We start from the raw sequence: 26,513 nt of genomic DNA, 5'->3' as shown, positions 1-26,513 counted from the left end.
AAGTGCATGCGGGGCGGGGGTCTACCCTCCCTCTCGCGGCGTATACACGAAGACGCACAAGTCTATATAAGCAGCTGACTAGCACAGATGAGCTAATCAGCCGAACCGTTTATCCAAGTGTAGCCGGTTTTGCCGGTTTAGCGCGGCGACTTCGCATCATCCGCTGTAGTTGCCTGGTGACGCTGACGGTACAGCACCACCGCCGAGGAACGCTGACGAGGCGCCGGGCGGGTACCGCGGGCAATATGCACCACGTCGCCACTAGTACCGGCAGCGAACACGCGCTCCGTCAAGCCCAGCTTCACCTTCGCGTCCTCAACCTGACGCTGCAGCGCCGCGATCTGCTCCTGCTGCTCCTCCACGAGGGACTCCAGCTCAATAATGCGGCGAATACCCTCCAGGGAGACGCCCTCCTGCGAGAGCTGCTGAATCTGCTGCAGACGGTTCACGTCACGCTGCGAGTAGCGGCGCGCCTTACCGGGCGCACGCGAGGGCTGAACCAGGCCGATGCGGTCGTACTGGCGCAGGGTCTGCGGGTGCATGCCCGCCAGCTCAGCCGCTACAGAAATCACGAAAACCGGCAGGTCCACGCTGTGCAGCGGCTTGCCGCTACGAGACTTGGATGATGATTCTCGAGATGCCATTGGTTTACTTCGCCTTCTTCAACAGATCCTTACGGGGGTTCTCCTGGGGTGCCAGCTTCACGAACTTGTCGAATGCTTCCTGCGCCTCTGCGCTCAGCTCGGTGGGCAGAACGATTTCGGGGATGACCATCAGGTCGCCGTCGCCGCCCTTAGCCTTGAAGCCGCGGCCCTTGGCGCGCAGTCGGCGGCCGACCTGGCCGGGTGCCAGGCGCAACTTCACGGTGGATGCGTCGGGCAGGGGCACCTCGATCACTGCGCCGTCGACGGCCTCGGCGAGGGTGACGGGCGCACGCATAATCAGGTTGTTGCCCTCGCGGGAGTACACGGAGTCGTCGGAGACGCGCACGGTGACCTTCAGGTCGGCGCCGTGCAGGCCCTTGCCGCGCAGGCGCACCTTCTGGCCGTCCTTGATGCCTGCGGGGATGCGCGCCTCGGTGTGGGAGCCGTCCGGCAGGAACACGGTCACAGTCGCGCCGGTGTATGCCTGGGCGAGGCTGATGCGGGTGCTGGTGGTGCTTTCTTCGGGTGCTGCGTGCTGTGCGCCGCCGAAGCCGCCGCTACCCATGCCGCCGAAGTCGGCGCTGGTGAAGCCGGCGGAGCGTCGGGAGCCGCCTGCGCCGCCGCCGAAGAGGCCGCCGAGCAGGTCGTCAATGTTGATGCCTGCGCCGCCGCCGCTGAAGCCGCCGAATGCGTCCGCGCCGGGGTAGCCGGTGTAGCCGCCGCCGCCGAAGCCGCCCATGCCAGATGCGCCGTAGCGGCGGATCTGGTCGTACTCTTCGCGCTGCTTCTTGTCGGAGAGCACGTCGTAGGCCTCAGAGATTTCCTTGAACTTCTTCTCCGCTGCGGCATCGCCGGGGTTCAGGTCCGGGTGGTACTTGCGGGAGAGCTTGCGGTACGCCTTCTTGATGTCGTTTTCGCTTGCGTCTTCGCTGACACCCAGTGCCTTGTAGAAGTCGTCAGTTATCCAGTTTTCACTTGCCATGTGTGTTTTCTCCTCTCGCGGTGTTGCGCCGCCCTCCTCGGTTACGGGACGGCTAGCAGGGCACCACGTTCTTATCTTAATGCTCTATATAAAAGTTTAGTCTACTTGACTCAATTTCGGAAGGGGCTAGACCAAAAAATAGCGCCCTCCAAGGGTTTTTCACCGCGACCGCAGCTCACCACATCCCGGACAAAATGCCCCCGGCAAAACATCCAGGGTAAACAACACGAGGCAAACAACAGGGCGGGCACTCCCCCACCAGGGAGAGCACCCGCCCGTCGTTAGTTATTCAGCCAATGCTGAGCCGACCACCTTACGGTGCGACAGCCACAGCCACCTGAGCGGTACGAACCACACGGTCGTTCACGCGGTAGCCGTAACGCAGAACCATGGAGACATGATCCTCAGCCACCTCGTCGGTGGGCTGCTGCAGTACAGCTTCGTGGATGTTCGGGTCGAAGGCGTCGCCTACTTCACCGAAGCGCTCCACGCCCTGCTTGCTGAGCAGCTCTTCGAGCTTGGTAGCGATGGAGGCGAAGGGGCCTTCCTGCAGGTCGCCGTGCTTACGTGCGGCGTCGATATCGTCGAGCACCGGCAACAGCGCGGTCACCAGTTCACTGGTTACGAAGCCTCGCAGCTGCTCCTTTTCGCGAGCGGTGCGGTTCTTGAAGTTAGTGAACTCGGCCTGCAGGCGAAGCAGGGAGTCCAGGCGCTCTGCGGCGAGTGCCGCATCAGCAGATTCTGCTTCTACGGCGTCCTGGAGCTCAGCCTCGACGGCTTCCGCGGCGTCCTCGGCGTTTTCTGCCGATTCAGCTTCGGGGTGGCCTTCCGCTGCGGGGGCGTTGAACGCCTCCTCCAGCGGGTCGGGGGTAGTGTTTTCCTGCTCAGCCATGATTACTTCTTCTCGTCTTCGTCGATAACCTCGGCGTCGACAACGTCCTCGTCAGCTGCGGGCTTGGACTCGGAAGCGTCAGCCTGTGCTGCTGCGTAGAGTGCCTCGCCCAGCTTGGACTGGGAAGCCTGCAGCTTCTCGAGTGCGGACTTCACTGCTGCGTCGTCGTCGCCCTCGAGTGCCTTCTTCAGCTCGTCGACGTCACCCTGAACGGAGGTCTTGACGTCCTCGGGCAGCTTGTCGTCGTTCTCCTTCAGGAGCTTCTCGACGGAGTATGCGAGGGACTCAGCTGCGTTGCGGGTGTCAGCAGCCTCGCGGCGTGCCTTGTCCTGCTCTGCGTGTGCTTCTGCGTCCTTGACCATGCGGTCGATGTCTTCCTTGGAGAGGGAGGAACCGCCGGTGATGGTCATGGACTGCTCGGCGCCGGTGCCCTTATCCTTTGCGGAGACGTGGACGATGCCGTTTGCGTCAATGTCGAAGGTAACCTCAATCTGGGGCACGCCACGGGGTGCGGGGGCGATGCCGGTCAGCTCGAAGGTACCCAGGTTCTTGTTGTCGCGAGTGAACTCACGCTCACCCTGGAAGACCTGAATGGTCACGGAGGGCTGGTTGTCCTCTGCGGTGGTGAAGGTCTCGGAACGCTTGGTCGGGATTGCGGTGTTGCGCTCGATCAGCTTGGTCATCACGCCACCCTTGGTCTCGATACCGAGGGAGAGGGGGGTGACGTCGATCAGCAGAACGTCCTTACGGTCGCCCTTCAGCACACCTGCCTGCAGGGCTGCACCCATTGCCACAACCTCGTCGGGGTTCACACCCTTGTTGGGCTCGCGGCCGGTGAGCTCCTTGACGAGCTCAGCAACAGCGGGCATACGGGTGGAGCCACCGACCAGGATGACCTCAGAAATCTCGGAGATGGACACGCCAGCTTCCTTGATTACGTCGAGCACGGGCTTCTTGGTGCGCTCGAGCAGGTCGCGGGTCAGTTCCTCGAACTTTGCGCGGGTCAGCTTCTCATCCAGGTGGATGGGGCCCTCGGGGGTCACGGACAGGTACTGCAGGGAGATGTTGGTGCTGGAAGCGCTGGACAGCTCCTTCTTAGCCTGCTCAGCTGCCTCCTGCAGACGCTGCAGAGCAATCTTGTCCTTGGACAGGTCTGCGCCGGTGTTTGCCTTCACCTGTGCGAGCAACCACTCAACGATGCGGTGGTCCCAGTCGTCACCACCGAGGCGGTTGTCACCGCTGGTTGCGCGAACCTGGATGGTGGAGAAGCCGTCGTCGTCCTTGCCGACTTCCAGCAGGGAGACGTCGAAGGTACCGCCACCGAGGTCGAAGACCAGGATGAGCTCGTCTTCCTTACCCTTGTCCAGGCCGTATGCCAGTGCTGCGGCGGTGGGCTCGTTGACGATACGCAGGACGTTCAGGCCTGCAATCTCGCCGGCTTCCTTGGTTGCCTGACGCTCAGCGTCGTTGAAGTATGCGGGAACGGTGATGACAGCGTCGGTGACGGTGTCGTTCAGGAATGCCTCTGCGTCGCCCTTCAGCTTCATGAGGATACGAGCGGAGATTTCCTGCGGGGTGTACTTCTTGCCATCAATCTCGGTGGTCCAGTCGGTGCCCATGTGGCGCTTGACGGAGGAGATGGTGCGGTCGACGTTGGTCACTGCCTGACGCTTTGCGACGCTACCGACCAGAACCTCGCCGTCCTTGGAGAATGCGACGACGGAGGGGGTGGTGCGGGTGCCCTCTGCGTTAGCGATGACGACCGGGTCGCCACCTTCCAGTGCTGCTACGACCGAGTTGGTGGTACCGAGGTCAATACCTACTGCACGTGCCATATGTTTATTCACTCCTTAGGTGTTAGTGCCCCGCTTCTTCTAATGCGAGGCGGGTTAGTTTGAAAGTTTTGGAGGCGAGGGTGCTACGCGTGATGCCCCGTGTGGGGTGGTCTGCGCGGCTCCCTTGAGCCTCATGTACTCAAGTATGCACCCTTCTGGCAGGGGTGTCAATAGGGTTGAGTGAACTTTACTCAACTTTTTTTCGTGGAGGCGTGTTAGGGATGGGTTTTTCGAGGTTCCGGAGGGGTGTTTTGCGGGTGATTTTGGGGCGGCGACGAGACAAGGATGGGCGGTTTTGCCGCAAAATTCCGGGGTTTTTGGTCTGGGCGAGGGTGAGGCGCGGCGATTCAGCGCACGGCGGACGCTGCCGGGCTAGTTTGGAGAAAAAATTTTTTTGAAAGAGGGGTGAAAAAGGGCGAAAAACCCAAAAATTGGGGTGCGAGGGGTGCCGGAAGGTGGTGCAGGGGCACCTCATATAGGGTGTGCGGGGGTGGCTTTCAGGTCTGGAGACTAGTCCTCTGGCAGCGTTGCTAGAGAGGGAGTGAGACGTCAGAGGTTCACTCCTCTTATATATAGAGGGCCTGCTTGCGAGCTCCATCGCTCACTTCATGGAGGAATCTCTGCTTGTCCGACCCGTAATTCTCTAACCTTCACCTGTGGCTTGAGGCTACCCGCCTGCCGTATGCTGGTTACGACAATATCCTCTCAAAGCAGACAGGAGACCCCAGTGTCGCAGGAAGACAACCCGAGCACCCAAGGCGATTCCACCTCCAAAACCCCACTCCCTTCCGCAACTCCCAAAAATCAGGCAAATAGCACCCCTGCCACAGAATCAGAAGAACCAAATAACCTGACAGCAGAAACCCTCAGAGAAGAAGGAGAGGGGATAGTAGAAGAACGCGGTAGATTTAAAGAGCGGCTACATAATATCAAAGAATTACCACATAATATAAATAAATATATCACTGAAGATAATCCTATTTTGGACAGCAATGAAACCAATAAGAAATACCCAACTGATACTCTGGTGTCAATATTTAAAATCCAGAAAAAAGATCATAAAATCATTTTCTGGATATCTGTCCTTCTATTAACCCACATGATTTCCTATTACCTTAAATGGATATACCTTGTAGACCTATTTCGAATTGCCATAACAACGATATTCTTAATATTTGCAATAAAAAATACATACTCGGCCTATCAAAACAGGCCCATTATTGTTGATTCTTTCAAGAAACACCCACTTCAATTCTTTACAACGATTATTGCCATAGGTGGATTATTTGCATTAGTTATCCCAGCAGCAATGAATGTGTTGAAGCTCATTGGAGATAGCTCTGCTTTAACCACTGCGATACTCACTATCACCGGTGGATTTATTGCAGTCTTTGGACTCATTAAAAGCCATCAAAAAAGCGAGCTGGAACGCGAGCAATTAGAGGTGCAGAAGCAGAAAGATGCTCGAGACCATATTCGGCAGCTCCATAGTTCCTACAATGACCGTTTTGATAAAGCTGTTGCGGAGCTTAATAGCGACGATGTAAAGGCGGCCTATGCGGCTGTACCTAAATTAGCTAAACTTGCCGATGCTTGGTTAGATTATAAAGATCTCAGCGATGATAAGAAAGAATTGAAGAAACTGAAAAAGAAGGCAAAGAAAGAAGCTCAAACAATCATAAACATTCTTTGCAAATATATACGCACCATGCCTGGTGAATACACAGAAGAAGACCTTAAAAACATAGGTGCCCTAAACAGCACAGACCAGGATAAACTTAAAAATGAATCCGAGGTTCGCCGTCTTATTTTCTCCGAGATTAGCGACCGATCCAGTGAGGTCACCATTGAAAATGACAAAATATCCACCACTTCTGGCCCATGGAGCAACTTCGATTTCGATTTCAGTCGAGCACCAATTTTCTACCCACTCAATAACCTCACAATTGAGAAAGGTAATTTTTCTTCTGCCAAGTTCTACAGCAACGCAGACTTCAGCGGGGCGACTTTCACCCAAACCGCAGACTTCAGCTGGGTGACCTTCGCCCAAAACGTGCGCTTCAGCGGGGCGACCTTCGCCCAAAACGCGGACTTCAGCTGGGCAACCTTCGTCCAAGACGCGGACTTCAAGAGAGCGGCTTTCACCCAAAACGCAGACTTCAAGAGAGCGGCTTTCACCCAAACCGCAGACTTCTACGAAGCGGCCTTCACCCAAACCGCGGACTTCAGCGGGAGGACCTTCGCCCAAAAGGCAAACTTCAACGGGGCGACCTTCACCCAAAACGCAGACTTCAGCGGGGCAATCTTCACCCAAAACGCAGACTTCAGCAGGGCGATCTTCACCCAAACCGCGGACTTCAGCTGGGCAACCTTCGTCCAAGACGCATACTTCGCGGGGGCAACCTTCGTCCAAAAGCGGAGCTTTAAGGATGCGTTCTTCAAAAATTGTGCGCCAACCTTTATGAACGAGATTTTGGGAGCCTGGTTCTCCGTTCACAGGGTTCAAGAGGACTACATTTTTTCAGTTTCTAGCGGCAGTAAGCCTATTCAACCTGGCAAAGCTGAGCTTGACGGAATGGAACGCCAGATTCCGGTCGGAACCATGCTCTTCGACCTCGATTCAGGCCGTATAAGTGAACCTGCGAAGCCAATAGAAGAGTCTGATAATCAGGGAGAAACCCCCTCCAAGTAAGGCTCATTAGAAGGAGCCCCGCCGACCCCTCGTCGGCGGGGCTTCTTCTTTAACCCAGCGCGAGCGCACAAGGGTGGGGGCTTCCCCTATGCTGGATATAAGCCAGCACCGGAGCAGGAAGGGCACACCACCATGAACCTAGTAGCACTCTTCGCAAAGCTGCGACAACGCAAAAACACCCCGGAACGCATCCAGCAGAGGCAGGCCAAGCGGCGCAAACGCTACACGCACGCCCTCGAACAATTCCTCGACGGACAACCCGCCACACGCCTCGGCGCGGTATTCACGCTCGTAAACCTCGCGGACGGATGGCTCACCGACACCTCCCTCCCCACGCAAGTACGCCGTGAAGAAGCCCAAACCATTATCGACGCGCTGACCGGGTGCATCCGCACGCCCTACCCCCTCGCGCAGAAACGGCAAATCCTAGAATCAGACGAGGCACCCGAAGGATACGAAGGCGACTTTACGCACGATCAGGAGGCGCTTCGCGAAGAGCAGCTAGTGCGCCGCACCGTCTTCAAGGAGTTCAGCCGCCGCCTCGCCGCCGCCTCCGAAAGCAGCAAGGCAGGCCATAAGAAGAACCAGCACCCGGTGCCGCCAATATCTCCGATGTGGGCTGATTTGCGCTTCGACTTTGGTGGTGCGCCCATCTTCTACCCGCTACAGCAGCTGTACTTTCAGAACGCCGATTTCGCCTCCGCAACCTTCTACGGCCCGGCAGATTTCTTCGGCGCAACCTTCCACGGTGACACTAGCTTTTCGGCGGCGCAGTTCACGGCTGATGCATCCTTCGACGGCGCGAACTTCAACGACTGGGTGGGGTTCAGCGCCGCCCACTTCGCGGGTGCAGCAGAGTTCAGCGGGGCGCGCTTTGCGGACACGGCAAGCTTCGCAACCGTAACCTTCACCGGCGAGACTGACTTCTCAGATGCGGTCTTTTCAGCTGTGGCTGACTTCGCGGTAGCCTCCTTCGAGTCCGACGCCAACTTTTCACGCTTGAACACCGCAGGCATAGCCAGCTTCGCGGCGGTCACCTTCGGCGGAAAGGCAGTATTCACCGCCTCCACGTTCCACGATGAAGCGCACTTCGCCGCGTCGGTCTTCAACCGCCCCGCGGTGTTCTCCAAGTCGCTGTTCGGCGGGGCCGCGCGCTTTGCCGGTATAGCTACCAAGCAGTCCGCAATGTTCAGCAACGTACGCTTTGCGAGCGCGGCGGATTTTAGCGGGGCGTCCTTCACGCAGTTCGCGGATTTTGGTGAGGCGAGCTTCGACGGCGACACCACGTTCAGCCGGTCGTTATTTATTGCTCTTCCGAGGACGAGCTATGAGATGGACTTCCCGCAGTATGCGAATTTCGGTAACACGGCGTTCGCGCAGGATGCCGACTTTAGCAAGGCGACGTTCACGGCGAGTGTCGGCTTCGGTGGGGTGACGTTCGCGCGGGAGGTGAGCTTCAACGGGGCGAGCTTTGAGGGTGCTTACTTCGCGGATGCTACGTTCGGTCGGGACGCGCGTTTTAGCGACGTAACTTTCAGGGGTGCGTCTGACTTTAGTAACGCGCGCTTTGCTGGCGATGTTGAGTTTGCCGGGGCGGCTTTCAACGCTAATGCGGAATTCCACGAGGCTTCTTTTAGAGGGCACGCGGACTTCCGCGACGCTGCGTTTGCGGCAGACGTTCGGTTTAGTGGCGCGTCCTTTGGTAGAAACGCGGGGTTCTGCGCGGCGTCGTTCGGCGGTAATGCGAGCTTCTTTAGGACGGACTTTGCGGGGACTGCTGAGTTCCGTGAGGCTGTCTTTGAGGGGTATGCCGGGTTCAGTACGGCGGCTTTCAGCGCTGATGCCAACTTCAGCGGAGTTGTGTTTGAGCAACTTGCTTGGTTCGCTGATGCAGCCTTCGAGGCAGGGGCGGAGTTCGTGGGGGCAACCTTTATGGGTGTTGCAGATTTCTGCGATGTGTCTTTCGTGAAGAGCCAGCTGGTTTTTGCGGCTGAAGATGCTGACTCGGGTGAGATGTGCCGGGCTCGATTCGCTGCGCTGTCTGCTGATTCGGAGGCTACCGGTCAGGAGGCGCATAACTTCGCGGTGTACGAGGGCAGCCAGCCTATTCCGCTGGGCACGGCGGAGCTTCTTAATAGAACGTTCGTTCTCCCTCTCGGCACGGTACTGTACGACCCGGATTCCTGGGACGAAGAGAAACAGGACTACACCCGCATCAGTGAGCCCGCGCAGTAAAACCTAGCTCTCCCCTGCCGTCGGGGAAGCCCCCCCGCACAGACCCCGCCCGCGCATCCAGTGCTGGCGGGGTTCTTGCTTTTGACCAGCAACCGCCCAAGCCCAGCAGCTTTACACTATGCTGAATATGACCCGCCCCTTTCAACGATGATAGGAGAACCACATGCATCTCGCACCCAGCACCGCGTGGGTTTGGCTGATAGCTTGCGCAGTCATCATTCTGTTTTTCCCGCTCGCCGCGCAGTTCGGCAATTTCAAAGGGAAGCTGTCTAGCTTCCGCACCTGGGTTTGGGCTATCGCTCTCTTGGGCATTGTCGCGGCGGGTTTTATGCCTTTCGCCTTTGATCCTGACATCGCCTATTTTGAGGTTCAGCCGTTCATTTTCTTCATCACCGGTACGCTGTTGGGTGTTCTCTTTCTTGGGGAGTTCCACCGCATAAACGCCCAGAAAAAGCTGGAACACCCCCAGCGAGTACATGCCAAGCGCCATACCCGTTACAGCAAGGCAGTTGAGCATCTGGCGTATCCGAACCCGGCAGTCCGTGCGAGCGCCATCAGCACGCTTGCGGGTCTGGTTGATGAGTGGCTCGCTGATGAGCAGCTCAGCGTTGAGGCGCGGCAGAAGGAGGGGCAGGTCATCGTCAATGCCCTCTGCGCTTATATTCGTTCGCCGTTCGCGCGGGCGTTCAAGGCAGAAGCTTTTGAATCGGATACACCGCCCGCTAACTATGCGGGTGATTTCGCTACGGATCTGGCGGCTTTCCGTGGTGAGCAGGATGTTCGCCGCAGCGTCTTCGTTGAGATGAGCAAGCGCAACAGCACCCTTGCTGAAAATGAGAAGGGCGAGACGGCTGTTGTCCCTGGCGCGTGGAGCGGCTTTGAGTTCGATTTCAGCAGGGCGGTCGTCTTCTACCCTCTCGACGGCCTGACTCTTGAGAACGCTGACTTCTCAGCGGCAAGGTTCTGCAACGGTTCAGATTTCAGCGGGGCAACTTTTGTGGGAACCGTGGATTTCAGCCGCGCAACTTTTGAATCTATCGCGGGGTTCGGTGACGCGACCTTCGCTGGTGACGCGACCTTCAGCCACGCAACCTTCACTCGTAGTGCAGACTTCGGCGGAGCGTCCTTCATTCAGAGCGCGCATTTCGCCGGGATGAAGTTCATGCAGAACGCGCATTTTAGCGGGGCGAACTTCGCTCAGGAGGCGAACTTCACTGGGACGGCTTTCATCCAGAACGCTAGTTTTGGCGGGGTAAATTTTGCTCGAAACGCAGACTTCAGCTGGGCTGTGTTCGCTCAAAACGCGCACTTCATCGGGGCCGTTTTCGGTCAGGTTGCAGACTTCAATGGGGCAACTTTTACCCAAAACGCCCGCTTCAGTGAGACGGCTTTCGTGCAGGTCGCACGCTTCAAATGGGCGACTTTCACGCAAACCGCAGACTTTAGCGAGGCGGCTTTTGACCAAGGTGCAGATTTCAGTGAGGCTACCTTTGAAGCTGACGCTGAGTTCTACGGAGCGTCCTTTATGGGTGTTGCAGATTTCTGCGATGTGTCTTTCGCGAAAAGCCCGCCAGCCTTCGCTGTTGAGGATGCTGACTCGGGCGAGATGCGCCGGGCTCAGTTCGCTGCGCTGCCTACCGGTTCGGAGGCTACTGGTCAGGAGGCGCATAACTTCGCGGTGTACGAGGATAGCCAGCATATTCCGCTGGGTACAGCCGAGCTGAACGGCGTGGGCTACCACATCCCGGTCGGGGCGGTGCTCTTTGATCCGGCGTCCTGGGATGAACACAGGAAAGAATACATGCGCCTGAGTGAACCCGCGCAGTAATATCCCGAAGGCCCCCGCCACATCTTCGAAGTGGTGGGGCCTTTGCGTGCTCGGTGGACACCGCTGAGTAGCTGCGTCGAAAAATAAAAACGGTGCGAAAAACCCCGCTAGAGCCTACAGGCTCAGCGGGGTTTTTCGAATCTTATCTACCCTGGTTCGTTTATCGCTTTCCAGCGGCATTACGCTATGTCCACAATAAATAAAACATAAATTGGGTAGCAAAAATCCGCGAAATGTGTGTCATCTGCTAAAATCAGCAGTGACAACGCAATTCCGCGTTGTCTCTAGTTAATAAATTAAATAGAGAGGAGGTGTACTCCTATGGACAAGGACCGCTTTTGGGTACTTGTTGAACGGGGAAGCTATGTAGCAACCCTGTTCGCTAGCCTGATTGAGATGTGTGAGTTTGTAGCTGCGTCTCTCTTTTAGGCTCTGATTGTGGGGCTACTCGCGATGGTGCAACATCGCTGGTAGCTCCACTTTTATTTTACTGTCATTGCACATAAGGACATTCCCTGCACATATGACCGTATATCTAATAATGTAGCGCAATTCTTAAGACATAACAACACGGCAACACTAATTACGCCGCTATTGCATCCACCGTGAGGAACAATATTACCTATTTTGAGGATTTCCCCATACCTACCTCGCCTGCCGCAGATAGCAGAAGCATCGTCTGTGCATCTCATACAGGCGAATCCCTCGTTGATAACCGGGCGCAACTCAGGACAGGTAGCTTTACCCTATGCTGGAAGGTAAACGTTCCTATCAGAGAGGACAGGAGAACCAGATACATGTTCATAGAGCCAACGGAAGCCTGGCGGCTACTCAGCCTATGCACCGCATGGGTCGTTACTTTCTTACTTGCCGCACATTTCACCAAGCTGAAGACGAAAGTACCCCTGTTCTACAGTTGGATTGGGGCAATCGCTATCTTTGGCGGAGCAGTAGCTTTCCTCCTACCCATCGCGCTCAACTCTGGTTTCGGTAAGGACGATGACGGTCGGGTTCTCAGGCAGCTCATCCTCTACACCACCGGTGGCGTTCTAGGTGTTATCACCCTTGGCGAGAGTCACCGAAAGAACAATCAAGAAAAAGAGAAAAATGAGAACGACCATACCCGTCAGGTGTATGCAGAGCGTCGTAGTCGCTACACCAAAGCTGTCGAGCAGCTAGCTGATGAGAAAGCAACCGTCCGACTGGGCGGTATCTATACCCTTGTAGGCTTGGTCGATGAGTGGCTCGCAGATGACACCCTCAATCCTAAAGAACGACAGAAAGAAGGTCAGGTTATTATCAATAACCTCTGCTCCTATATTCGTTCGTCCTTTCCTCTTGCACGAAAGGCAGAAGTACTTGACTCCGACATAGAACCTACTGACTATGAGGGGGATTTTGCCAAGGACCAGGCGGTATTTCGTGAAGAACAGGATGTACGCCGCTCTATCTTTGATGAGATGAGCAAACGAAGCAGCTCCTTTATCAAGGATAAAGAAGACAAAATAGTCGTTATTCCTGGCGCTTGGAGTAACTTCGATATTGATTTCAGCCGAGCATCAATTTTCTACCCTCTGAATGACCTCACGATCGAGAAAGGCAATTTCTCGGACGCAAAGTTCTACGCTGGTGCATCATTTGAAAATTCTAAATGGGACAACCTAGCCATATTTGATGCAGTTTTTTATAACGATATTAGCTTCAAGAACGCAATCTTTTCTGGAGAAACACATTTCACAGGATCCAATTTCAAGAAATCTGCCTCGTTCTATAATGCCAATTTCCAGGGAGATTTATACGCCAAGGGCCTCCAGATTTGCGGCCCTTCGGACTTCTCCGCCACTTTATTTGAATCAGAAGCATACTTCAATAATTCAGAGTTCCATACAGATATGAAAGGTCGAGAAGGAGATATTGATTGGGACAAAATCGGTATAACAAAATTTTGGGGAGCCAATTTCAAAAATAAAGATACTAGTAAAACCGCTGATTTCTGTGATACATATTTCTATGGCTACACAGATTTCAAGGGATCAATTTTTGAGATCAGTGCATTATTTAGGGGGTCAAAATTTATGCATGGGTCAAATTTTTACCGCACCGAATTTACCTTGGCAGATTTCAAAGGGACGCATTTTAATCGAGGAACTAATTTTCAAAATTCAACTTTCAGCAGGCAAGCACATTTTGTATATTCTGAAGGCCTTTTGGGATACGAAACATTTTTGGGAGCAACATTTTCATACTCCGGAAACTATGATTTCGACCTAATTCCACTTGGTCGCATTCAAAAAGATGTTAACTTTGATGACGATTGCATGTTATATCCGATAGGGTCAAGAGTTTACATCGATAAAAATGGTACTAGGATATACAGCAGCCCTGCGCGCGCTTAGCCCTCTCTCGATAAAAATCTAAGAAGTGCAATCGTGGTATTTCCATAAAATTATGGACCCCGCCGACCTCACGTCGGCAGGGTCTTTGCAAGCCCGCGGTAAAGTACCCGTCAGCGAGCGCATCCGCCTATCACAGAGCTGCCCCGAGCGGGACATCGTTTATATCTGATAGCAACCCATGTCAGACAGTTTTGCGCTATGCTGAAAGGTGACCGTTCCTTTCAGCGAAGACAGAAGAAACAAACATGCCAGAAAACGTCTCACCGCCGTCTCTCAATAGCCAGAATCAAGAAGACAAAAAACCACGTTTCAACTTATATACATGGCTTTTTGATAATCCTGCGCACTTCTTCTGGATCATTGTTTTACTTGGCCTCATAGGAGGTTTAGCCGCTCTTATGGTGCCAAATTGTATTGACTGGCAAATTCCAAGCAATAATTCTGCAGATACTAAGGTAGAAGAAATCAGACAGAAATCTATCTCTGATTTACGCCTCCATATCCTTTACATTACAGGTGGAATCATTGCGATTCTGACGCTTCTGCAGAACAGCTGGAAAAATCAAATCGACCGCCGAAAAATTGAGGATGACATCCAGAAGAACAAGAATGACCACAATCACCAGGTGCACGCCGAACGCCGCAGTCGCTATACCAAGGCGGTAGAACATCTGGCTAGCGATAAAGCTACCATCCGTCTCGGCGGTGTTTACACCCTAGTGGGCCTTGTTGATGAATGGCTTGCAGACGACCCCCTCGGACAAGAAAAGCAACAAAAAGAAGGGCAGGTTATTATCAATAATCTTTGCTCCTATGTTCGCTCACCCTTCCTGCTTGCTGCACTACGAAAAGATCTTGACAAATACACATCATTAACTGAAGATGATATAGAAAAGCCCAACAACAATCCTAGGGTAATTTTCCTTCAAGAACAGGAAATTCGTATAGCTATATTTACAGAAATCAGTAAGCGACTCGAAAATTCCACCAACGACCATGAAGATGCTTCAGGACTTTGGAATAAATTTAAATATAATTTTAGGGAAGCAGACATCTTCTATCCCCTTGCAGACCTGCATTTCTCATCCCCTGATTTTTCGGGAGCAAAGTTCTACGGAAACACAAGCTTTTCCAGCTCAAAATTTATCGGTGATGCAAATTTCAAATTTGCAGTGTATGAAGGAATCACCTCATTTCTCGATGTGAATTTCGAAGGAACTGCTAACTTCTATAGAGCAAATTTTGCAGAAAAATCTTCATTTGCCGGAGCATCTTTTAATGGAGGCGTTGATTTTAATCGCCTATCATACAACCAGGAACCATTATTTATAGATGAAATAGAAGGTGAAATTCATCAAGCTAGATTCTCATGCAAAACCAAACCCGAGGAATATAAATATACCGATAAAGAATTAGAAATAAAAACAATAAAAACTAAAGATATCGAATATGAAAATAAAACATATACTATTCCTCTTGAAGCTGTGCTATACAATCCTGATAACCCTTCAGCGTCTACAGTTTCATAGTCTCGCAAAGAATCTCATAAAAAATAAACCTGCGCCCCGCCGGCCCCTCGTCGGCGGGGCCTTTTCGCGCCCATACCAAATGCGCCTCCGCGAGTACCCTCAGCGAGCGCCTCCACCCATCATCGAACCACCCAAAGAACCACGCCAAGCACCCGCCGCGCCCAACTATCCTCTACCCCACCGATACACTAGAACCATGTACCGAATCATGACTGTCTGCACCGGCAACATCTGCCGCTCCCCCGTCGGCGAATACCTCATCCTCCAGCACGCCCAAGAAGCCGGCGTGCCCGTCACCGTCACCTCCAGCGGCATCAGCAACGAAGAAGAAGGCAACCGCATCGACCCGCGCGCCGCCGCGCAGCTCACCACCCGCGGTATCGACCCGTCCGCGCACCACGCCAGCGTCTTCACCGTCGAGGACTTCGACCGCAACGACCTCATCCTCGCCATGGACGCACCCCACTACCTGCGACTCAAAGCCCTCGCCCGCAACGACGACGACAAAGCCAAGATCCGCATGATGCGTAGCTTCGACCCGAAGGTCACCACCACCCACCTGGATCAGCTCGGCATCTACGACCCCTGGTACGGTAGCGAACGCGACTTCGTGTACACCACCGGCCTCATTGACGCCGCCGCGCGCGGCCTCATCAACCACCTCAAGCAGGAAGGCGACGCGCAGTGAGTCAGCGTATCCCCCTGAACCAGAACCGCCGCGTCACCGGCACCACCGAAATCCTGGAGCTCTGCAAAGACATGCTGCGTCTGGAGCACGGCATCGGCAACGACTTCGACATGGATACCGCCGAATTTGCTGAATTCCGTGAGCAGTTCCTTGCCGACTTCGCGCAGATCCCGCTGATTATCGGCATTGACGGCCGTAGCGGCACCGGCAAAACCTCCCTTGCCGCGCAGCTTGAGCGGGAGCTCACCGCCGCCGGCCACAGCGTGCACGTGCTGCACCTGGACGACTTCTACCCCGGCTGGGACGGCCTCTTCGACGGCGTGGAGGCGTGGGACGCACTATCCGTACAACTGACCGAAGGTATTGCCGGGACCTACACCCCGTGGGATTGGGAGGCGGGCGCCCCCGGTGAGGTGCGCACCGTCGACCCGGCGGCTACGCAGGTCATCATCTGTGAGGGTGTCGGCGCGATTGCTGGCGCCTGCGAGGTGCGTATCCTCGCCACTGCCCCGGACGAGGTGCGCCACGAACGCGCCATGGCTCGTGACGGTGACACGTTCCGCCCGCACTGGGAACGATGGGCGGCGCAGGAGGAGGCGCTGCTCGCCGAAATCCCGGAGGACTACGAGACCGTGGACTTCATCTACGACAGCGCGGCAGCAGACGCACGGTAACCGCCGGGAAGGGGCGGTGTTATCTCTCCAACGGAGCGTGGATAACACTGTCCCTTTGCTGTACCCGGTATGCGTAGGGCGCAGCCACGTTTTCCGGAAGCGCCCTCAGGGTGTCGCACAGACGCTCTCCGCAGCGAAGCAAGGAGGGGCGGAGCGTCTGTGCGACGGGTGCCCCTGCGTAGGCGCGGAGGAAATATGTGGCGTGCCCTCCCCCCTATCCTTGTAGGAACGAGAGCGAATACCGCCTCCCAAGCGAACCAAGTACGAAGGAACCAAGCAGAGCGCCCCTCCTGAACCGAAAAAAGGTCAAACGTTTAACTTACGAAGCCACCCCCGATTCTGCTAGGGTGAAAAGGTTGTGCTTCTGGCCTGCGCAAGCTCATCCCCGGATCCGGCACCGCCGCATCCACCCCTTAGAGCCGCGGGCTCCGTTGCACGTGCGTCACGCAGAAAGAAAAACTAAGGCTAATGTCTTCGAAGTCGATTAAGACCTCTTTTGGGCTGTCGCCCCTTTTCATTGTTGTTCTGGCGTTGCTGACCGCTATTGCGCCGCTCGCTACGGACATGTACCTTGCCGCGCTGCCCGCTGTCGCGGAGGACCTGAACACGACCAGCACGAACGCGTCCCTGACGTTGAGCGCGTTCATGGTCGGTATGGCGCTCGGCCAGCTGGTTGTGGGCCCGCTGTCGGATAAGACGGGCCGCCGCAAGCCGCTGCTGTTCGGTGTGGTTGTCTGCTTCATTGCGACGGTGGCGTGTGGTTTTTCGCCGAATATTGAGCTGCTGATTTTTGCGCGTTTTATGATGGGCTTCACCGGTTCGATTGGTGCGGTGCTGGCGCGTTCCATCGTGACTGATACGACTGAAGGCCTGGCGACCGCTAAGCTCATGGGCGTCATGATGATGATTAACGGCTTCGCGCCGGTGCTTGCGCCGCTGTTTGGCGGTTGGGTGCTGTCGTGGGGTAGCTGGCGCGATATTTTCCATGTGCTCGGCGTAGTCACCGCGGTCATGATGCTTGGCGTGGTCTTCGTCGTGAAGGAGACCCTGCCGGTTGAGGAACGCTACCAGGGCAGCGCCCTGAGCGTGTACTCGGAGCTGCCGAAGGTGTTCACGGTGCGCCGCTACATGGGTTTCATGCTGACCATGTGCTTCGCGTTTGGTGCGCTGTTCTCGTACATTTCCGGTTCGACGTTCGTTCTGCAGAAGATTCTGGGTCTCTCCGAAACCCAGTTCACGATTGTGTTCGGCGTGAACTCGCTGGGCATTGTGCTGTTCAGCGCGATTGCAACCAAGCTCGTTGGACGCGTGGCGCAGCGCCGCATTGTGAACACCGGTGTGATTAGCCTAGTCGTGGTGTCCGTGCTGCTGACCGTCAGCTTCCTGATGGGTATTTCACTGGTGCCGACGCTGATTCTGCTGTTCCTGCTGACCAGCTCGTGCGGCCTGATTTTCGGTAACGCTTCCGCACTGGCGCTGAACGAGGCACGCCACATGGCCGGTAGTGCTTCGGCGGTAATGGGCACGGTTCAGGCTCTGCTGGGTGCGTTGGCGGCGCCGCTGGTGTCGATTGCCGGTGAGCATGAGTACCTGCCGATGGGCTTCTCCATTCTGGGTTTTGCGAGCCTGACGGCGCTGGTCCTGTGGCTGACCCCGCGTAAGGATTCGGACTACTCGGCGGACGGCAAGAGCCACGGTGCTGGTGAAGGCCACGGTGCCCCGGCGGCGGGCCACTAGCCTGTTGTTGATTTTTGTATAGCTAAAGCCCCGGATGGGTGACCCGTGTGGGTTGCCGGTCCGGGGCGTTACTGTATTTGCTGCAGTAGTTAGGGAGGCGCCCGCACTCTTCCTTCGCTCCTACAGGGGAAGCGGGTGCCGCATGTTTCCTCCGCGCCTACGCAGGGGCACCCGTCACCCGGACGCTCCGCTCTTCCTTGCTTCGCTGCGGAGAGCGTCCGGGCTGACACCCTGAGGGCGCTTCCGGAAAACGCGGCACCCTTCGAGCCCTTTCAGGAAGCAGCCGCGAACGTACAATAAGACTATGTCTAGTACCGTAATTCTTCTGAACGAGCAGAACCCGCAGGGCATCTTCGTCGACCCGTCCGTGCCTCTCATCAGCGTTGATGATCAGGGCTTCACCCGCGGCGACGGCGTCTTCGAGACCATGCTGTCCGTCAACCGCCGCGTGCGTAAGCTCGGCATGCACCTGTCCCGCCTCGAGTCGTCGGCGCGCATGCTGGATCTGCCCGACCCGGAACCCGAGATTCTGCGTTCGGCGGTGGAACGCCTCATGCGTGAGGCGGCCGCCGGTGCCGAGACGGCGCTGGGCGAAGAGCACATCGTGAAGATTATTATTTCGCGCGGCCCCACCCAGGCTGTGACTTCCATGCAGCCGGGCCCGTACACGCTGATTATGGCGTCGCCGGTGCCCGCCTCCATCGTGAAGCGCCGCACCGAGGGCGTGAAGGCGATGCTGCTGCCGCGCGGCCACGAGCCGATGGACAACAGCGCCTACCCCTGGCTTCTGGCGGGTGCGAAGACCCTCTCCTACGCGGTGAACATGGCGGTCCTGCGGTACGTGCAGGAGCGCGGCGCGGACGACGCCATCTTCATCACCGACGAGCGTCGCGTGCTTGAAGGCGCCACCTCCTCGGTGCTGGTCGCCAAGATTGAGGACGGCAAGAAGGTGCTGTACACGCCCGAGCCGAGCCACGGCATCCTCCCCGGCACCACGCAGGGCGCGGTGTTCGAGGCGGCGCGCCAGGCTGGCTGGGAGCTGGGCTTCGGCCCGCTCTACCCGCAGGATTTGTTCGAGTCGGACGGCGTGTGGCTGGCGTCGTCGGTGCGTCTGATTGCGCCGGTGACCCATCTGAACGGCACGGCGCTGGCGTATGACCCGGAGCTGACCGCCACGCTGTTGAACTACCTGGCACAGCAGAGCTAACCGCATACAAAAAAGGGACGGTATTATCCGTAGCGACATCAGGGTGTCCGAAGCGAAGCGAGGACGGGTGCCCCTGTAGGAGCGAGGATAATGCCGTCCCTTTTCGCATATCTGGAGAAGCCCTACAGGAGCGAAGGAAGAGTGCGAGCGCCTCCCTACTCATGTTCCAAGCAGAGCAAACTAGCCCCAGAGGAACTGAATCGTACCCACCGCAATAGATGCACCGTACGCAACCGCGATGATGACGGCGGCGGCAATGCTCACGTGCACGTCGCGCGGCGAATAGGAGGGCACACGAGCCCAGGTACGTTCGCCTGCGCCGAAGCCGCGCGCCTCCATGGTGATGGCGAGGCGGGAGCCGCGGCGGATAGCCTGCACGAGCAGGGCAAAGCTTTGCCCGCCGAAGGTTTGGGCGCGTCCGGCGAGGGATTGGCCTGCGCCGAGTCCGCGGGCGCGTCGTGCTTGGCCGAGGGCGTTCCATTCGGCGAAGAGGATGCCGACGAGGCGGAGGGCGGCGACGGTGGCGAGCACGAATCGGGAGGGTAGTTTGAAGGTTTGTGCGAGGGAGTCGCCGAGGTCGGTGGGGTCGGTGGTGAGTACGAATGCGAGGGTGGGTAGGACCATGGCGAGGGAGCGGATCATCATGGCTGCGCCGACGGCGGCGGAGTCGGTGGTGATGCTGTTGAAGCCGAGGTCGAGGATGGTGGCGCCGGTTTTGGCGCTGAGCATGGCGACGGACCAGCCGGTGGTAATCACGGCGATGAGGATGGGCCAGAAGCGGGTGAGGACGTTGACGGGGCGGAACCCGACGAGGATGAATCCGAGCAGTTCGAGGGCGAAGAGGATTCCGGAGGTGAGGGGGTCGCGTACGATGAGTGCGGCGATGATGAGGGTGAAGGAGACGATGAGTTTTACGCCGGCGTTGAGGTTGCTGAAGTAGCTGGTTCGGTCGATGGTGCCGAAGAAGTCGGTGTTCATGCGTTCTCCTTTCCGGGGGTGGTGTGGGCTTCGGAGGTTTCGAGCGCCTCGAGGGTGATGTGGTTGCCGCCGAGTGCGGCGGTGTAGTCTTCGTCGTGGGTGATGGAGATGACGGCGGTGCCGCCTGCGAGGAGTTCGCGGATGAGGTCGACGAGTTCGGCCCAGGTTCGTGCGTCTTGGCCGAAGGTGGGTTCGTCGAGGATGAGGATTTTGGGTGCGGTGGCGAGCGCGGAGGCGACGGAGAGCCTGCGTTTTTCGCCGCCGGAGAGGGTGAAGGGGTTGGCGTCGAGTAGGTGGGTGAGGCGTAGGCGGGCCGCCAGGTCGTCGGTGCGTGTTGCCAGGTCGTCTTCGTCGAGGGGTTCGCGGTTGAGCGCGGCGAGTCGGCGAGGGCCGAGTTCGAGTTCTTCGCGTACGGTACCGCGGATGAATTGGTATTCGGGTTCTTGGAAGACGTAGCCGATGCGGCTGAGCATTTGGGCGGGGGTCCAGGTGGGCACGTCCCAGTGTGCGGGCTCGCCGCCGTGATTGCCGCCGTGGTTACGCAGCGCGTCGGTGGCGGTGAGGGTGCCGTTGGGCGCGGTGAGGAGCCCTGCGAGGGTGAGGGCTAGGGTTGATTTGCCGGCGCCGTTGGGGCCGAGCACGCTGAGGTGTTCGCCGGCGCGCAGGGTGAGGTTGATGCCGCCGCGCAGTACGGGCAGGTCGATGGGTGCGGGTGCGGGGGTGTCGCCGAGGCGTTTGATGGTGCGTCGGCGTGCGCGGCGTTGTTTGGGGGTGGGTTGTGCGCGGGTGATGCTGAGGTTTTCGGCGCGGAGTAGCGCCTCGCCGGTCGCAGCCTCGCCGCCCGCAATATCACCGGTCTGCGGCGCGCGCGGCACGTAGTTGGGTACCCACACGCCCGCGTCGATGAGTTCTTGGCGTGCTTCGGTGAGTACGGTGTCGGGTACGCCGTCGTGGGTGATGGTGCCGCCTTCGCCGAGCACGATAATGCGGTCCATGTGCGGTGCCCAGATGCTCACGCGGTGCTCTACGACAAGCAGGGTCGCGCCGGTCGCCTCCGCGGCGGCAAGAATACTGTCGCGCACCTCCTGCACGCCGGAGGGGTCGAGGTTGGCGGTGGGTTCGTCGAGGATCATGGCGCCGGGGTGCATCGAGAGGATGCCCGCCAGGCCGAGGCGCTGCTTCTGACCGCCGGACAGCGCGCTGCTGGGGTGGTCGAGGGGCAGGTTGTTGAGCCCTACTGCGGTGAGGGCTTCGGTGACGCGGCCCCAGATTTCTTCGCGGGGTACGCGCAGGTTTTCGGGGCCGAACGCTACGTCGTTGCCGACGGTTGCCATGACGATGGAGGATTCGGGGTCCTGCTGCATCATGCCTGCGGTGCCGCGTGCTTCGGCGGGTGCCTGCCCGTTGATGGTGATGGTGCCGCCGGCAGATTCGCCGTCGTCATCGTGGAGCACACCGGCGATGGCGTGCAGGAGCGTCGATTTGCCGGCGCCGGAGGTGCCCAGTAGCAGGACTTTTTCACCGGGGTTGATGGTGAGGTTGAGTCCGTTGATGACGGGTTCTGGGCGTCCGGGGTGGTGCCAGCTGAAGTTGTTGAGCTCGATGCGCGCCCCGCGCGGTGTTGCTTCCATGATGGTTCCTTAGCCTTGTGGCTGCTGAGTGTGCCGAGTAGTGACTCGTGGTGAGTAGTGACTAGCTGGCGGTTAGCGGCGGGTCTTGCCGGATGCCAGCGAGGAGAGCACACCGGTCTTGGCGAGGTTCTGCACGAGAATCCATGCGAGGAAGCCTGCGATGATTGCGCCGGAGATGACGGCGCACGCTACGTAGATGATTGCCTTGACCGGTTCCATGTCGGGGTAGTAGATGAAGATTTCGTTAACGCCCATGAACAGGCCGCTGAGCGCACCGGCGAAGACTGCTACGAATGCGTCCCAGCGACGGTAGCGGAAGATTGCGAATGCGATTTCAGCGCCGATGCCCTGGAAGAAGCCTGCGATCAGGATTTCGCCGCTCCACGCGCCGCCGGTGAAGAGCACGGAGATGAATGCTGCGACGATTTCGCCGAAGAGTGCCGCACCGGGCTTGCGGATGAGCAGGCCGCCGAGGGTGCCGCCGAGCAGCCATGCGCCGGCGACGATGGGGCGGAATTCGGGTGCTGCTACGAGTGCGGTTTTGGCGGCGGGGCCGACTGCGATGTCCCAGATCCAGAAGATGACGGCGCAGGCTACTGCGATAACTGCGGCGATAACGATTTCGTTGACTCGCCAGCGCAGGTTCGGCTTCTTCGCTTCTGCCTGTGCGGGTGCCTGGGTAGTTGCCTTAGAGGCGGGGGTTACGTTCTGCGACATTGGTGGTCCTTCCTTCGTTGGAAGGGGAATGTCCTCGCCCTCTGAATGGACGAGGGCATTGAGAAGAAATTCGACTCCCTACGCCGGTACTAACCGGATCAGGTTCGAGGGTCTGCTTAGCACTCTCAGCGCCTCGGTGGCGCTCCCCTGTCGTTGTGGGCTTCCTTGTCCGTATCGTTTTGGTGCGGGCGGAAGTCCAGGTTCGATTGTAGGCGTGTCTGGCTGTTCGTGCCAATTTGCCACTTTTTGTTTCAAAGTTCGCCCCACATTACCGATTTGTACGGTGTACAATTTTGGAACGTGACCCCTCCAAAGCGGCACGAACGCCTTAAACCCTATACGCTAGGGAGTGGCGCTCTTTTCTCACCCAACCCCGAAGGGGTTCACGGGCAGGACGCCGCATCATATACAGCTAAGGAGATACACATGAACCCCGTCGCTAAGCTTGCTATTGCGGGTATCAACATGGGCGCTGCTGCCCTGGTTGGTAAGGGCCTGGGCGCAGCCTGGACCAAGGCTACCGGCAACCAGCCTCCCGCCATTTCCCACGACTCTGAAGACACCCTGCGTCAGGTCATCCTCTGGACCGTTCTGACCTCCGTCGTGGGTGCTGTGGTGAGCTTCGGTATTGCTCGCCTGCAGCGTCGTTTCTTCAACTAAGACTTTGCGCCTTCCGCGCGAAAGTTCATGAACTAGGCGGTACGTATCTCCACTCGGTACGTACCGCCTGGTGTTCCATCTTTAGCACGCCCGCTCTACTTCAGCAGGTTTCACGCCGCCGCTACGCTGAAGCGCCACCTCGGCATCCGAAAGCACAACTATGACTATTTCTTCTCCCCGCCGTAAGACGAAGGCTCCGCGTAGGGTCGTTGACCACGCGAACAGCCGCCGTTCGGTCGCGTCCTGGGTCATGTGGGATGTTGGTTCGTCGAGCTTCGACTCGATTATGACGACCTTCATCTTCACTGTGTACCTGACCAGTAGCTACTTTGGCACGCCCGAAGAAACCTCTTCGGCGCTGTCGCTGGGTCTGACCATTGCCGGTTTCCTCATTGCGATTCTGGCGCCGGTGACCGGTCAGCGTAACGACAAGTCCGGCAGGGGCATCTTCTGGCTTGGCGTGAACACCATGCTGCTGGTCGGTTCGATGGCGGCGTGCTTCTTCGTGGGCCCCACCCCGCAGTACCTGTGGCTGGGTGTCACGCTGATTTCTGCGGCGAGCGTGTTCAGCGAGTTCGCGTACGTGAACTACAACGCGGTGCTGCCGCGTATCTCCCACCCGGAGAACATCGGTAAGATTTCGGGCGCCGGATGGGCTGCCGGCTACATTGGCGGCATCCTGGCGCTGGCTGTGGTGCTGTGGGGCTTTGTGCTTACCCCCGAAGTACTCGGCCTGACCACCGATAACGCCCTGAACATCCGTGCGGTCGCGCTGTTCGCCGCCGCATGGTGCCTCATCTTCTGTGTGCCTCTGCTGGTGCGTATGCGCACCCGCGAGCGCTTCCTGCCGGAGGTGTTGCCCACCCGCGAGCTGCGTTTCCTGGAGCTCGGTATGGAGCGTCTCTCCCCGGCTCGTCAGGGCGGTCTGCTCGCCTCCTATAAGGCGCTGTGGCGCACCATTAAGCGGCTGAAGATGACGTCCCCGCAGACCCTGTGGTTCCTGATTGCTTCGGCGGTGTTCCGTGATGGTCTGTCCGGTATTTTTACGTTCGGCGGTATTCTCGCGGCGGGCACGTTCGGTTTCAGCACTTCCGAGGTGATTCTGTTCGGTATTGCCGGTAGCGCCGTCGCCGCGGTTGGTGCGATTCTGGGCGGCTACCTGGATGATTACCTGGGCCCGAAGGCGATTATTGTTATCTCGCTGGTCGGCATTATCTTGGCGGCTACCCCGCTGATGTTCTTCCCCGAACCGGGCGTGTTCTGGGTATGCGCCCTGCTGCTGTGCCTGTTCGTGGGCCCGGCACAGTCGGCGTCCCGCACCTTCCTGGCTCGCCTGGCAGATCCCGGCACCGAGGGTGAGCTGTTCGGCCTGTACTCGACCACCGGCCGTGCCACCAGCTTCCTGGCGCCGATGCTGTTCGGCCTGTGCGTGAGCCTGATGGGCGCGCAGATTTGGGGCGTGCTCGGTATTCTGATCGTTGTGGTGGCGGGCCTGCTCCTGCTGCTGCCGGTGAAGGCTCCCGGTCCGCTGCGTGTGCGTGCGGCTCGCCGCGAGCAGAAGCGTGAGCAGAAGCGCCGCGACAAGGCTGGCCAGTAAAGCTGCTCTATAAGGCTACGCGGGGCTAAGCGCTCCGCTCCCCGCAAACGCGACCTCGCGAACGCAACAGGAGGGGCGGGTAGAAGATCATCTTCTACCCGCCCTTCCTTCGTGCTTAAGCAGTGCTTATTCGGCGGTGCTCATCAGCGGAGAACCCCGGTGGTTAGTCCTCCACCACGTCGTCCTCATCATCAGAGACAGCATCCTCAGAGGAGCCCAGCGAAATCTGCTGGTCCTCCTCATCCAGAACCTCATCGCTGGTCAGCTGAGCCCAGGTCGCGTCATCAATCAGCGGATCATCAATCACACGAACCCACAGCATCGAACCAGCCGCCAAAGCGCTCAGGTTCTCGTCATACGCCTCAGCAGGCAGACCCTCAAAGATCTCAGCCAGACGCGCAAACAGGTCATCGTACGAAATGTCGCCCTCAGCCTGCAGCCAGCACTCAGCCGCAAACTCAGACAGCTCATTCAGCTCAGTATCGCACAGCAGCAAGAACGGGCCGTCCTCGCCCACACGCACACCCGAAGTACCCGGCATACGAGAAACCGCAATCGTACCGTTCAAGAACACACCCGGCAGGTGATCCTCAACCGTGTACTTCTCCAGGCTCTCAACCTCATCAGCGTTCGGCAGCTCGCCACCATTCAGCAGGTCCTGAACCAGCGGCAGAGTGTCCTCAATCTCCGAGTACACCAGGCGCCACACGCCACCGCAACGCTCCACCAGCTTAGCCAGCGACACAACACCCTCAGGGTGACGCGCCAAACCAGAGCTCTGCTCGCTCAAGAACACCAGAGCCTCATGCAGCGGAACACGCTCAAAATACGGCTCAGAAGCCGACTCATCACGAGAAATGAACACAATACGCGACAGCTTATAGCTGCGGTCATCACGATCAACAACATTCAGGCCCAAATCAACCGGGTTCTGCTGATCCTTCGGCGCATTCGGGTCAACAATCACAGACAGCGGCTTCGGATACGGCGACACAACACCCTCATCCGAAATAATCGCAGTCTCATCAGTCAGGTACGCAAACTTCGAACCCAAGAAACGCGACGCAGTCGTCTTACCGCTACCAGAAACACCCACCAGCGCAACAGCGCGCTTCGACTCAGGGTCACCAATAACAGCCGCATGCAGCATCACACCGCGACCAACCAGCTGCTCAATCATCGCCAACGTAATACGGCTCGTCAGATCCTGCATACCCGAATCGTCATCAGCCACACGCAGCGTCGACACCTTATCAAACGAACCCATCAGCGGATTCGCCAAATCCATCACCGACTCATCAGTCGGCGCATGCACCAGCATCACCTGATCAAAACGAGACAACGAAGCATACGCCTCATCAGGAGTATCAAAAAACTCCGGAGCAAGAGGCTCCCACGCCTTCTTAAAACGCTCCACAAAAGAGTCCGACATATCAATCAGATACACAGAAACTTCCGCGCCAGCAACACGCAGAACAACAGGCTTCAGATTCATCAAAAAATCCTTAGAGAGTGAGAGATAAAAACCCGCACGCGAGTGAACGCACGAGCACAAACAGGCGAAAAACCGCCCAACGCGGGCGCACAAACA

Annotated in this window: 19 protein-coding genes and 1 riboswitch; of the genes, 11 read left to right on the top strand and 8 right to left on the bottom strand. The window is 57.5% G+C overall.

Translation table 11 applies throughout. The features are described from left to right. Positions 1-137: 137 nt before the first annotated feature. The 4 genes from AB8E48_RS05470 to dnaK form a co-directional block, all read right to left on the bottom strand. Positions 138-644: a heat shock protein transcriptional repressor HspR gene (locus tag AB8E48_RS05470; protein WP_368886022.1), complete on the bottom strand. Its 507-nt coding sequence runs from the start codon at positions 642-644 to the stop codon at positions 138-140. Positions 645-648: 4 nt separating this feature from the next. Next, positions 649-1,626 carry a DnaJ domain-containing protein gene (locus AB8E48_RS05465; protein ID WP_368886021.1) on the bottom strand — a complete coding sequence of 326 codons (978 nt, stop codon included), beginning with the start codon at positions 1,624-1,626 and terminating at the stop codon, positions 649-651. Positions 1,627-1,939: 313 nt separating this feature from the next. Continuing rightward, the gene (locus AB8E48_RS05460; protein WP_368886020.1) at positions 1,940-2,518 is read right to left on the bottom strand and encodes a nucleotide exchange factor GrpE; all 579 of its coding nucleotides are present in this window, start codon (positions 2,516-2,518) and stop codon (positions 1,940-1,942) included. A gap of 2 nt (positions 2,519-2,520) precedes the next feature. Next, positions 2,521-4,353, bottom strand: coding sequence for a molecular chaperone DnaK (gene dnaK / locus AB8E48_RS05455; protein WP_368886019.1), 1,833 nt, complete (start codon positions 4,351-4,353; stop codon positions 2,521-2,523). A 727-nt stretch (positions 4,354-5,080) separates the two neighbouring features. On the opposite strand from dnaK, the gene AB8E48_RS05450 reads away from it, so the two are divergent. From AB8E48_RS05450 to AB8E48_RS05410, 9 genes are all read left to right on the top strand, one after another. Then, positions 5,081-7,045: a pentapeptide repeat-containing protein gene (locus AB8E48_RS05450; RefSeq protein WP_368886018.1), complete on the top strand. Its 1,965-nt coding sequence runs from the start codon at positions 5,081-5,083 to the stop codon at positions 7,043-7,045. A 132-nt stretch (positions 7,046-7,177) separates the two neighbouring features. Then, positions 7,178-9,280: a pentapeptide repeat-containing protein gene (locus AB8E48_RS05445; protein ID WP_368886017.1), complete on the top strand. Its 2,103-nt coding sequence runs from the start codon at positions 7,178-7,180 to the stop codon at positions 9,278-9,280. A gap of 163 nt (positions 9,281-9,443) precedes the next feature. After that, positions 9,444-11,108, top strand: coding sequence for a pentapeptide repeat-containing protein (locus AB8E48_RS05440; RefSeq protein ID WP_368886016.1), 1,665 nt, complete (start codon positions 9,444-9,446; stop codon positions 11,106-11,108). Between the two features lie 797 nt (positions 11,109-11,905). After that, positions 11,906-13,504: a pentapeptide repeat-containing protein gene (locus AB8E48_RS05435; protein ID WP_368886015.1), complete on the top strand. Its 1,599-nt coding sequence runs from the start codon at positions 11,906-11,908 to the stop codon at positions 13,502-13,504. A 245-nt stretch (positions 13,505-13,749) separates the two neighbouring features. After that, a complete protein-coding gene (locus AB8E48_RS05430) occupies positions 13,750-15,033 on the top strand; it encodes a pentapeptide repeat-containing protein (protein WP_368886014.1) in 1,284 nt (427 codons plus the stop codon). Positions 15,034-15,241: 208 nt separating this feature from the next. Beyond that, positions 15,242-15,721: a low molecular weight protein-tyrosine-phosphatase gene (locus AB8E48_RS05425; RefSeq protein WP_368886013.1), complete on the top strand. Its 480-nt coding sequence runs from the start codon at positions 15,242-15,244 to the stop codon at positions 15,719-15,721. After that, complete coding sequence (locus tag AB8E48_RS05420) at positions 15,718-16,395, top strand: hypothetical protein (RefSeq protein ID WP_368886012.1); 678 nt, start codon at positions 15,718-15,720, stop codon at positions 16,393-16,395. The genes AB8E48_RS05425 and AB8E48_RS05420 overlap by 4 nt, the downstream gene beginning before the upstream one ends. Before the next feature lie 468 nt (positions 16,396-16,863). Beyond that, entirely contained in the window at positions 16,864-18,132 is a 1,269-nt protein-coding gene (locus AB8E48_RS05415; protein WP_368886011.1) for a multidrug effflux MFS transporter, read from the top strand. Between the two features lie 304 nt (positions 18,133-18,436). Beyond that, positions 18,437-19,339 (top strand): aminotransferase class IV, encoded by a 903-nt coding sequence (locus AB8E48_RS05410; RefSeq protein ID WP_368886010.1) that lies wholly within the window; start codon positions 18,437-18,439, stop codon positions 19,337-19,339. Positions 19,340-19,519: 180 nt separating this feature from the next. Here AB8E48_RS05410 and AB8E48_RS05405 read toward each other — a convergent pair whose 3' ends face one another. The 3 genes from AB8E48_RS05405 to AB8E48_RS05395 all read right to left on the bottom strand — a co-directional run bounded on the left by AB8E48_RS05405 (position 19,520) and on the right by AB8E48_RS05395 (position 22,665). Next, entirely contained in the window at positions 19,520-20,317 is a 798-nt protein-coding gene (locus tag AB8E48_RS05405; RefSeq protein WP_368886009.1) for an energy-coupling factor transporter transmembrane protein EcfT, read from the bottom strand. Continuing rightward, the gene (locus AB8E48_RS05400; protein WP_368886008.1) at positions 20,314-21,948 is read right to left on the bottom strand and encodes an ABC transporter ATP-binding protein; all 1,635 of its coding nucleotides are present in this window, start codon (positions 21,946-21,948) and stop codon (positions 20,314-20,316) included. The genes AB8E48_RS05405 and AB8E48_RS05400 overlap by 4 nt, the downstream gene beginning before the upstream one ends. 72 nt (positions 21,949-22,020) lie before the next feature. Further along, on the bottom strand, positions 22,021-22,665 hold the full coding sequence (locus AB8E48_RS05395; protein ID WP_368886007.1) for an ECF transporter S component: 645 nt from the start codon (positions 22,663-22,665) through the stop codon (positions 22,021-22,023). A 58-nt stretch (positions 22,666-22,723) separates the two neighbouring features. Beyond that, positions 22,724-22,824, bottom strand: a riboswitch (TPP riboswitch). Positions 22,825-23,091: 267 nt separating this feature from the next. Between AB8E48_RS05395 and AB8E48_RS05390 the strand changes: the two genes are divergently transcribed. Both AB8E48_RS05390 and AB8E48_RS05385 read left to right on the top strand, forming a co-directional pair. Continuing rightward, a complete protein-coding gene (locus AB8E48_RS05390; RefSeq protein ID WP_049340557.1) occupies positions 23,092-23,325 on the top strand; it encodes a DUF4235 domain-containing protein in 234 nt (77 codons plus the stop codon). Between the two features lie 160 nt (positions 23,326-23,485). Beyond that, positions 23,486-24,922 (top strand): MFS transporter, encoded by a 1,437-nt coding sequence (locus tag AB8E48_RS05385; protein ID WP_368886006.1) that lies wholly within the window; start codon positions 23,486-23,488, stop codon positions 24,920-24,922. A 163-nt stretch (positions 24,923-25,085) separates the two neighbouring features. On the opposite strand, the gene AB8E48_RS05380 is transcribed toward AB8E48_RS05385, so the two are convergent. Then, positions 25,086-26,417, bottom strand: a complete 1,332-nt coding sequence (locus tag AB8E48_RS05380) for a septin family protein (protein ID WP_368886005.1) — start codon at positions 26,415-26,417, stop codon at positions 25,086-25,088. Between the last annotated feature and the right edge of the window lie 96 nt (positions 26,418-26,513).

Origin of the sequence: Rothia mucilaginosa (genome assembly GCF_964211445.1) — a bacterium.
GTDB lineage: Bacteria > Actinomycetota > Actinomycetes > Actinomycetales > Micrococcaceae > Rothia > Rothia mucilaginosa_E.
Note: the sequence above shows the minus strand (reverse complement) of the source record. Positions and strands in the feature narration are given on the sequence as shown.

Bases quoted from the DNA above. Each gene is read 5' to 3' on its own strand.
- AB8E48_RS05470 (WP_368886022.1), bottom strand. From the start codon at position 644: ATGGCATCTCGAGAATCATCATCCAAGTCTCGTAGCGGCAAGCCGCTG.
- AB8E48_RS05465 (WP_368886021.1), bottom strand. From the start codon at position 1,626: ATGGCAAGTGAAAACTGGATAACTGACGACTTCTACAAGGCACTGGGT.
- AB8E48_RS05460 (WP_368886020.1), bottom strand. From the start codon at position 2,518: ATGGCTGAGCAGGAAAACACTACCCCCGACCCGCTGGAGGAGGCGTTC.
- dnaK (WP_368886019.1), bottom strand. From the start codon at position 4,353: ATGGCACGTGCAGTAGGTATTGACCTCGGTACCACCAACTCGGTCGTA.
- AB8E48_RS05445 (WP_368886017.1), top strand. From the start codon at position 7,178: ATGAACCTAGTAGCACTCTTCGCAAAGCTGCGACAACGCAAAAACACC.
- AB8E48_RS05440 (WP_368886016.1), top strand. From the start codon at position 9,444: ATGCATCTCGCACCCAGCACCGCGTGGGTTTGGCTGATAGCTTGCGCA.
- AB8E48_RS05435 (WP_368886015.1), top strand. From the start codon at position 11,906: ATGTTCATAGAGCCAACGGAAGCCTGGCGGCTACTCAGCCTATGCACC.
- AB8E48_RS05430 (WP_368886014.1), top strand. From the start codon at position 13,750: ATGCCAGAAAACGTCTCACCGCCGTCTCTCAATAGCCAGAATCAAGAA.
- AB8E48_RS05425 (WP_368886013.1), top strand. From the start codon at position 15,242: ATGACTGTCTGCACCGGCAACATCTGCCGCTCCCCCGTCGGCGAATAC.
- AB8E48_RS05415 (WP_368886011.1), top strand. From the start codon at position 16,864: ATGTCTTCGAAGTCGATTAAGACCTCTTTTGGGCTGTCGCCCCTTTTC.
- AB8E48_RS05410 (WP_368886010.1), top strand. From the start codon at position 18,437: ATGTCTAGTACCGTAATTCTTCTGAACGAGCAGAACCCGCAGGGCATC.
- AB8E48_RS05405 (WP_368886009.1), bottom strand. From the start codon at position 20,317: ATGAACACCGACTTCTTCGGCACCATCGACCGAACCAGCTACTTCAGC.
- AB8E48_RS05400 (WP_368886008.1), bottom strand. From the start codon at position 21,948: ATGGAAGCAACACCGCGCGGGGCGCGCATCGAGCTCAACAACTTCAGC.
- AB8E48_RS05395 (WP_368886007.1), bottom strand. From the start codon at position 22,665: ATGTCGCAGAACGTAACCCCCGCCTCTAAGGCAACTACCCAGGCACCC.
- AB8E48_RS05390 (WP_049340557.1), top strand. From the start codon at position 23,092: ATGAACCCCGTCGCTAAGCTTGCTATTGCGGGTATCAACATGGGCGCT.
- AB8E48_RS05385 (WP_368886006.1), top strand. From the start codon at position 23,486: ATGACTATTTCTTCTCCCCGCCGTAAGACGAAGGCTCCGCGTAGGGTC.
- AB8E48_RS05380 (WP_368886005.1), bottom strand. From the start codon at position 26,417: ATGAATCTGAAGCCTGTTGTTCTGCGTGTTGCTGGCGCGGAAGTTTCT.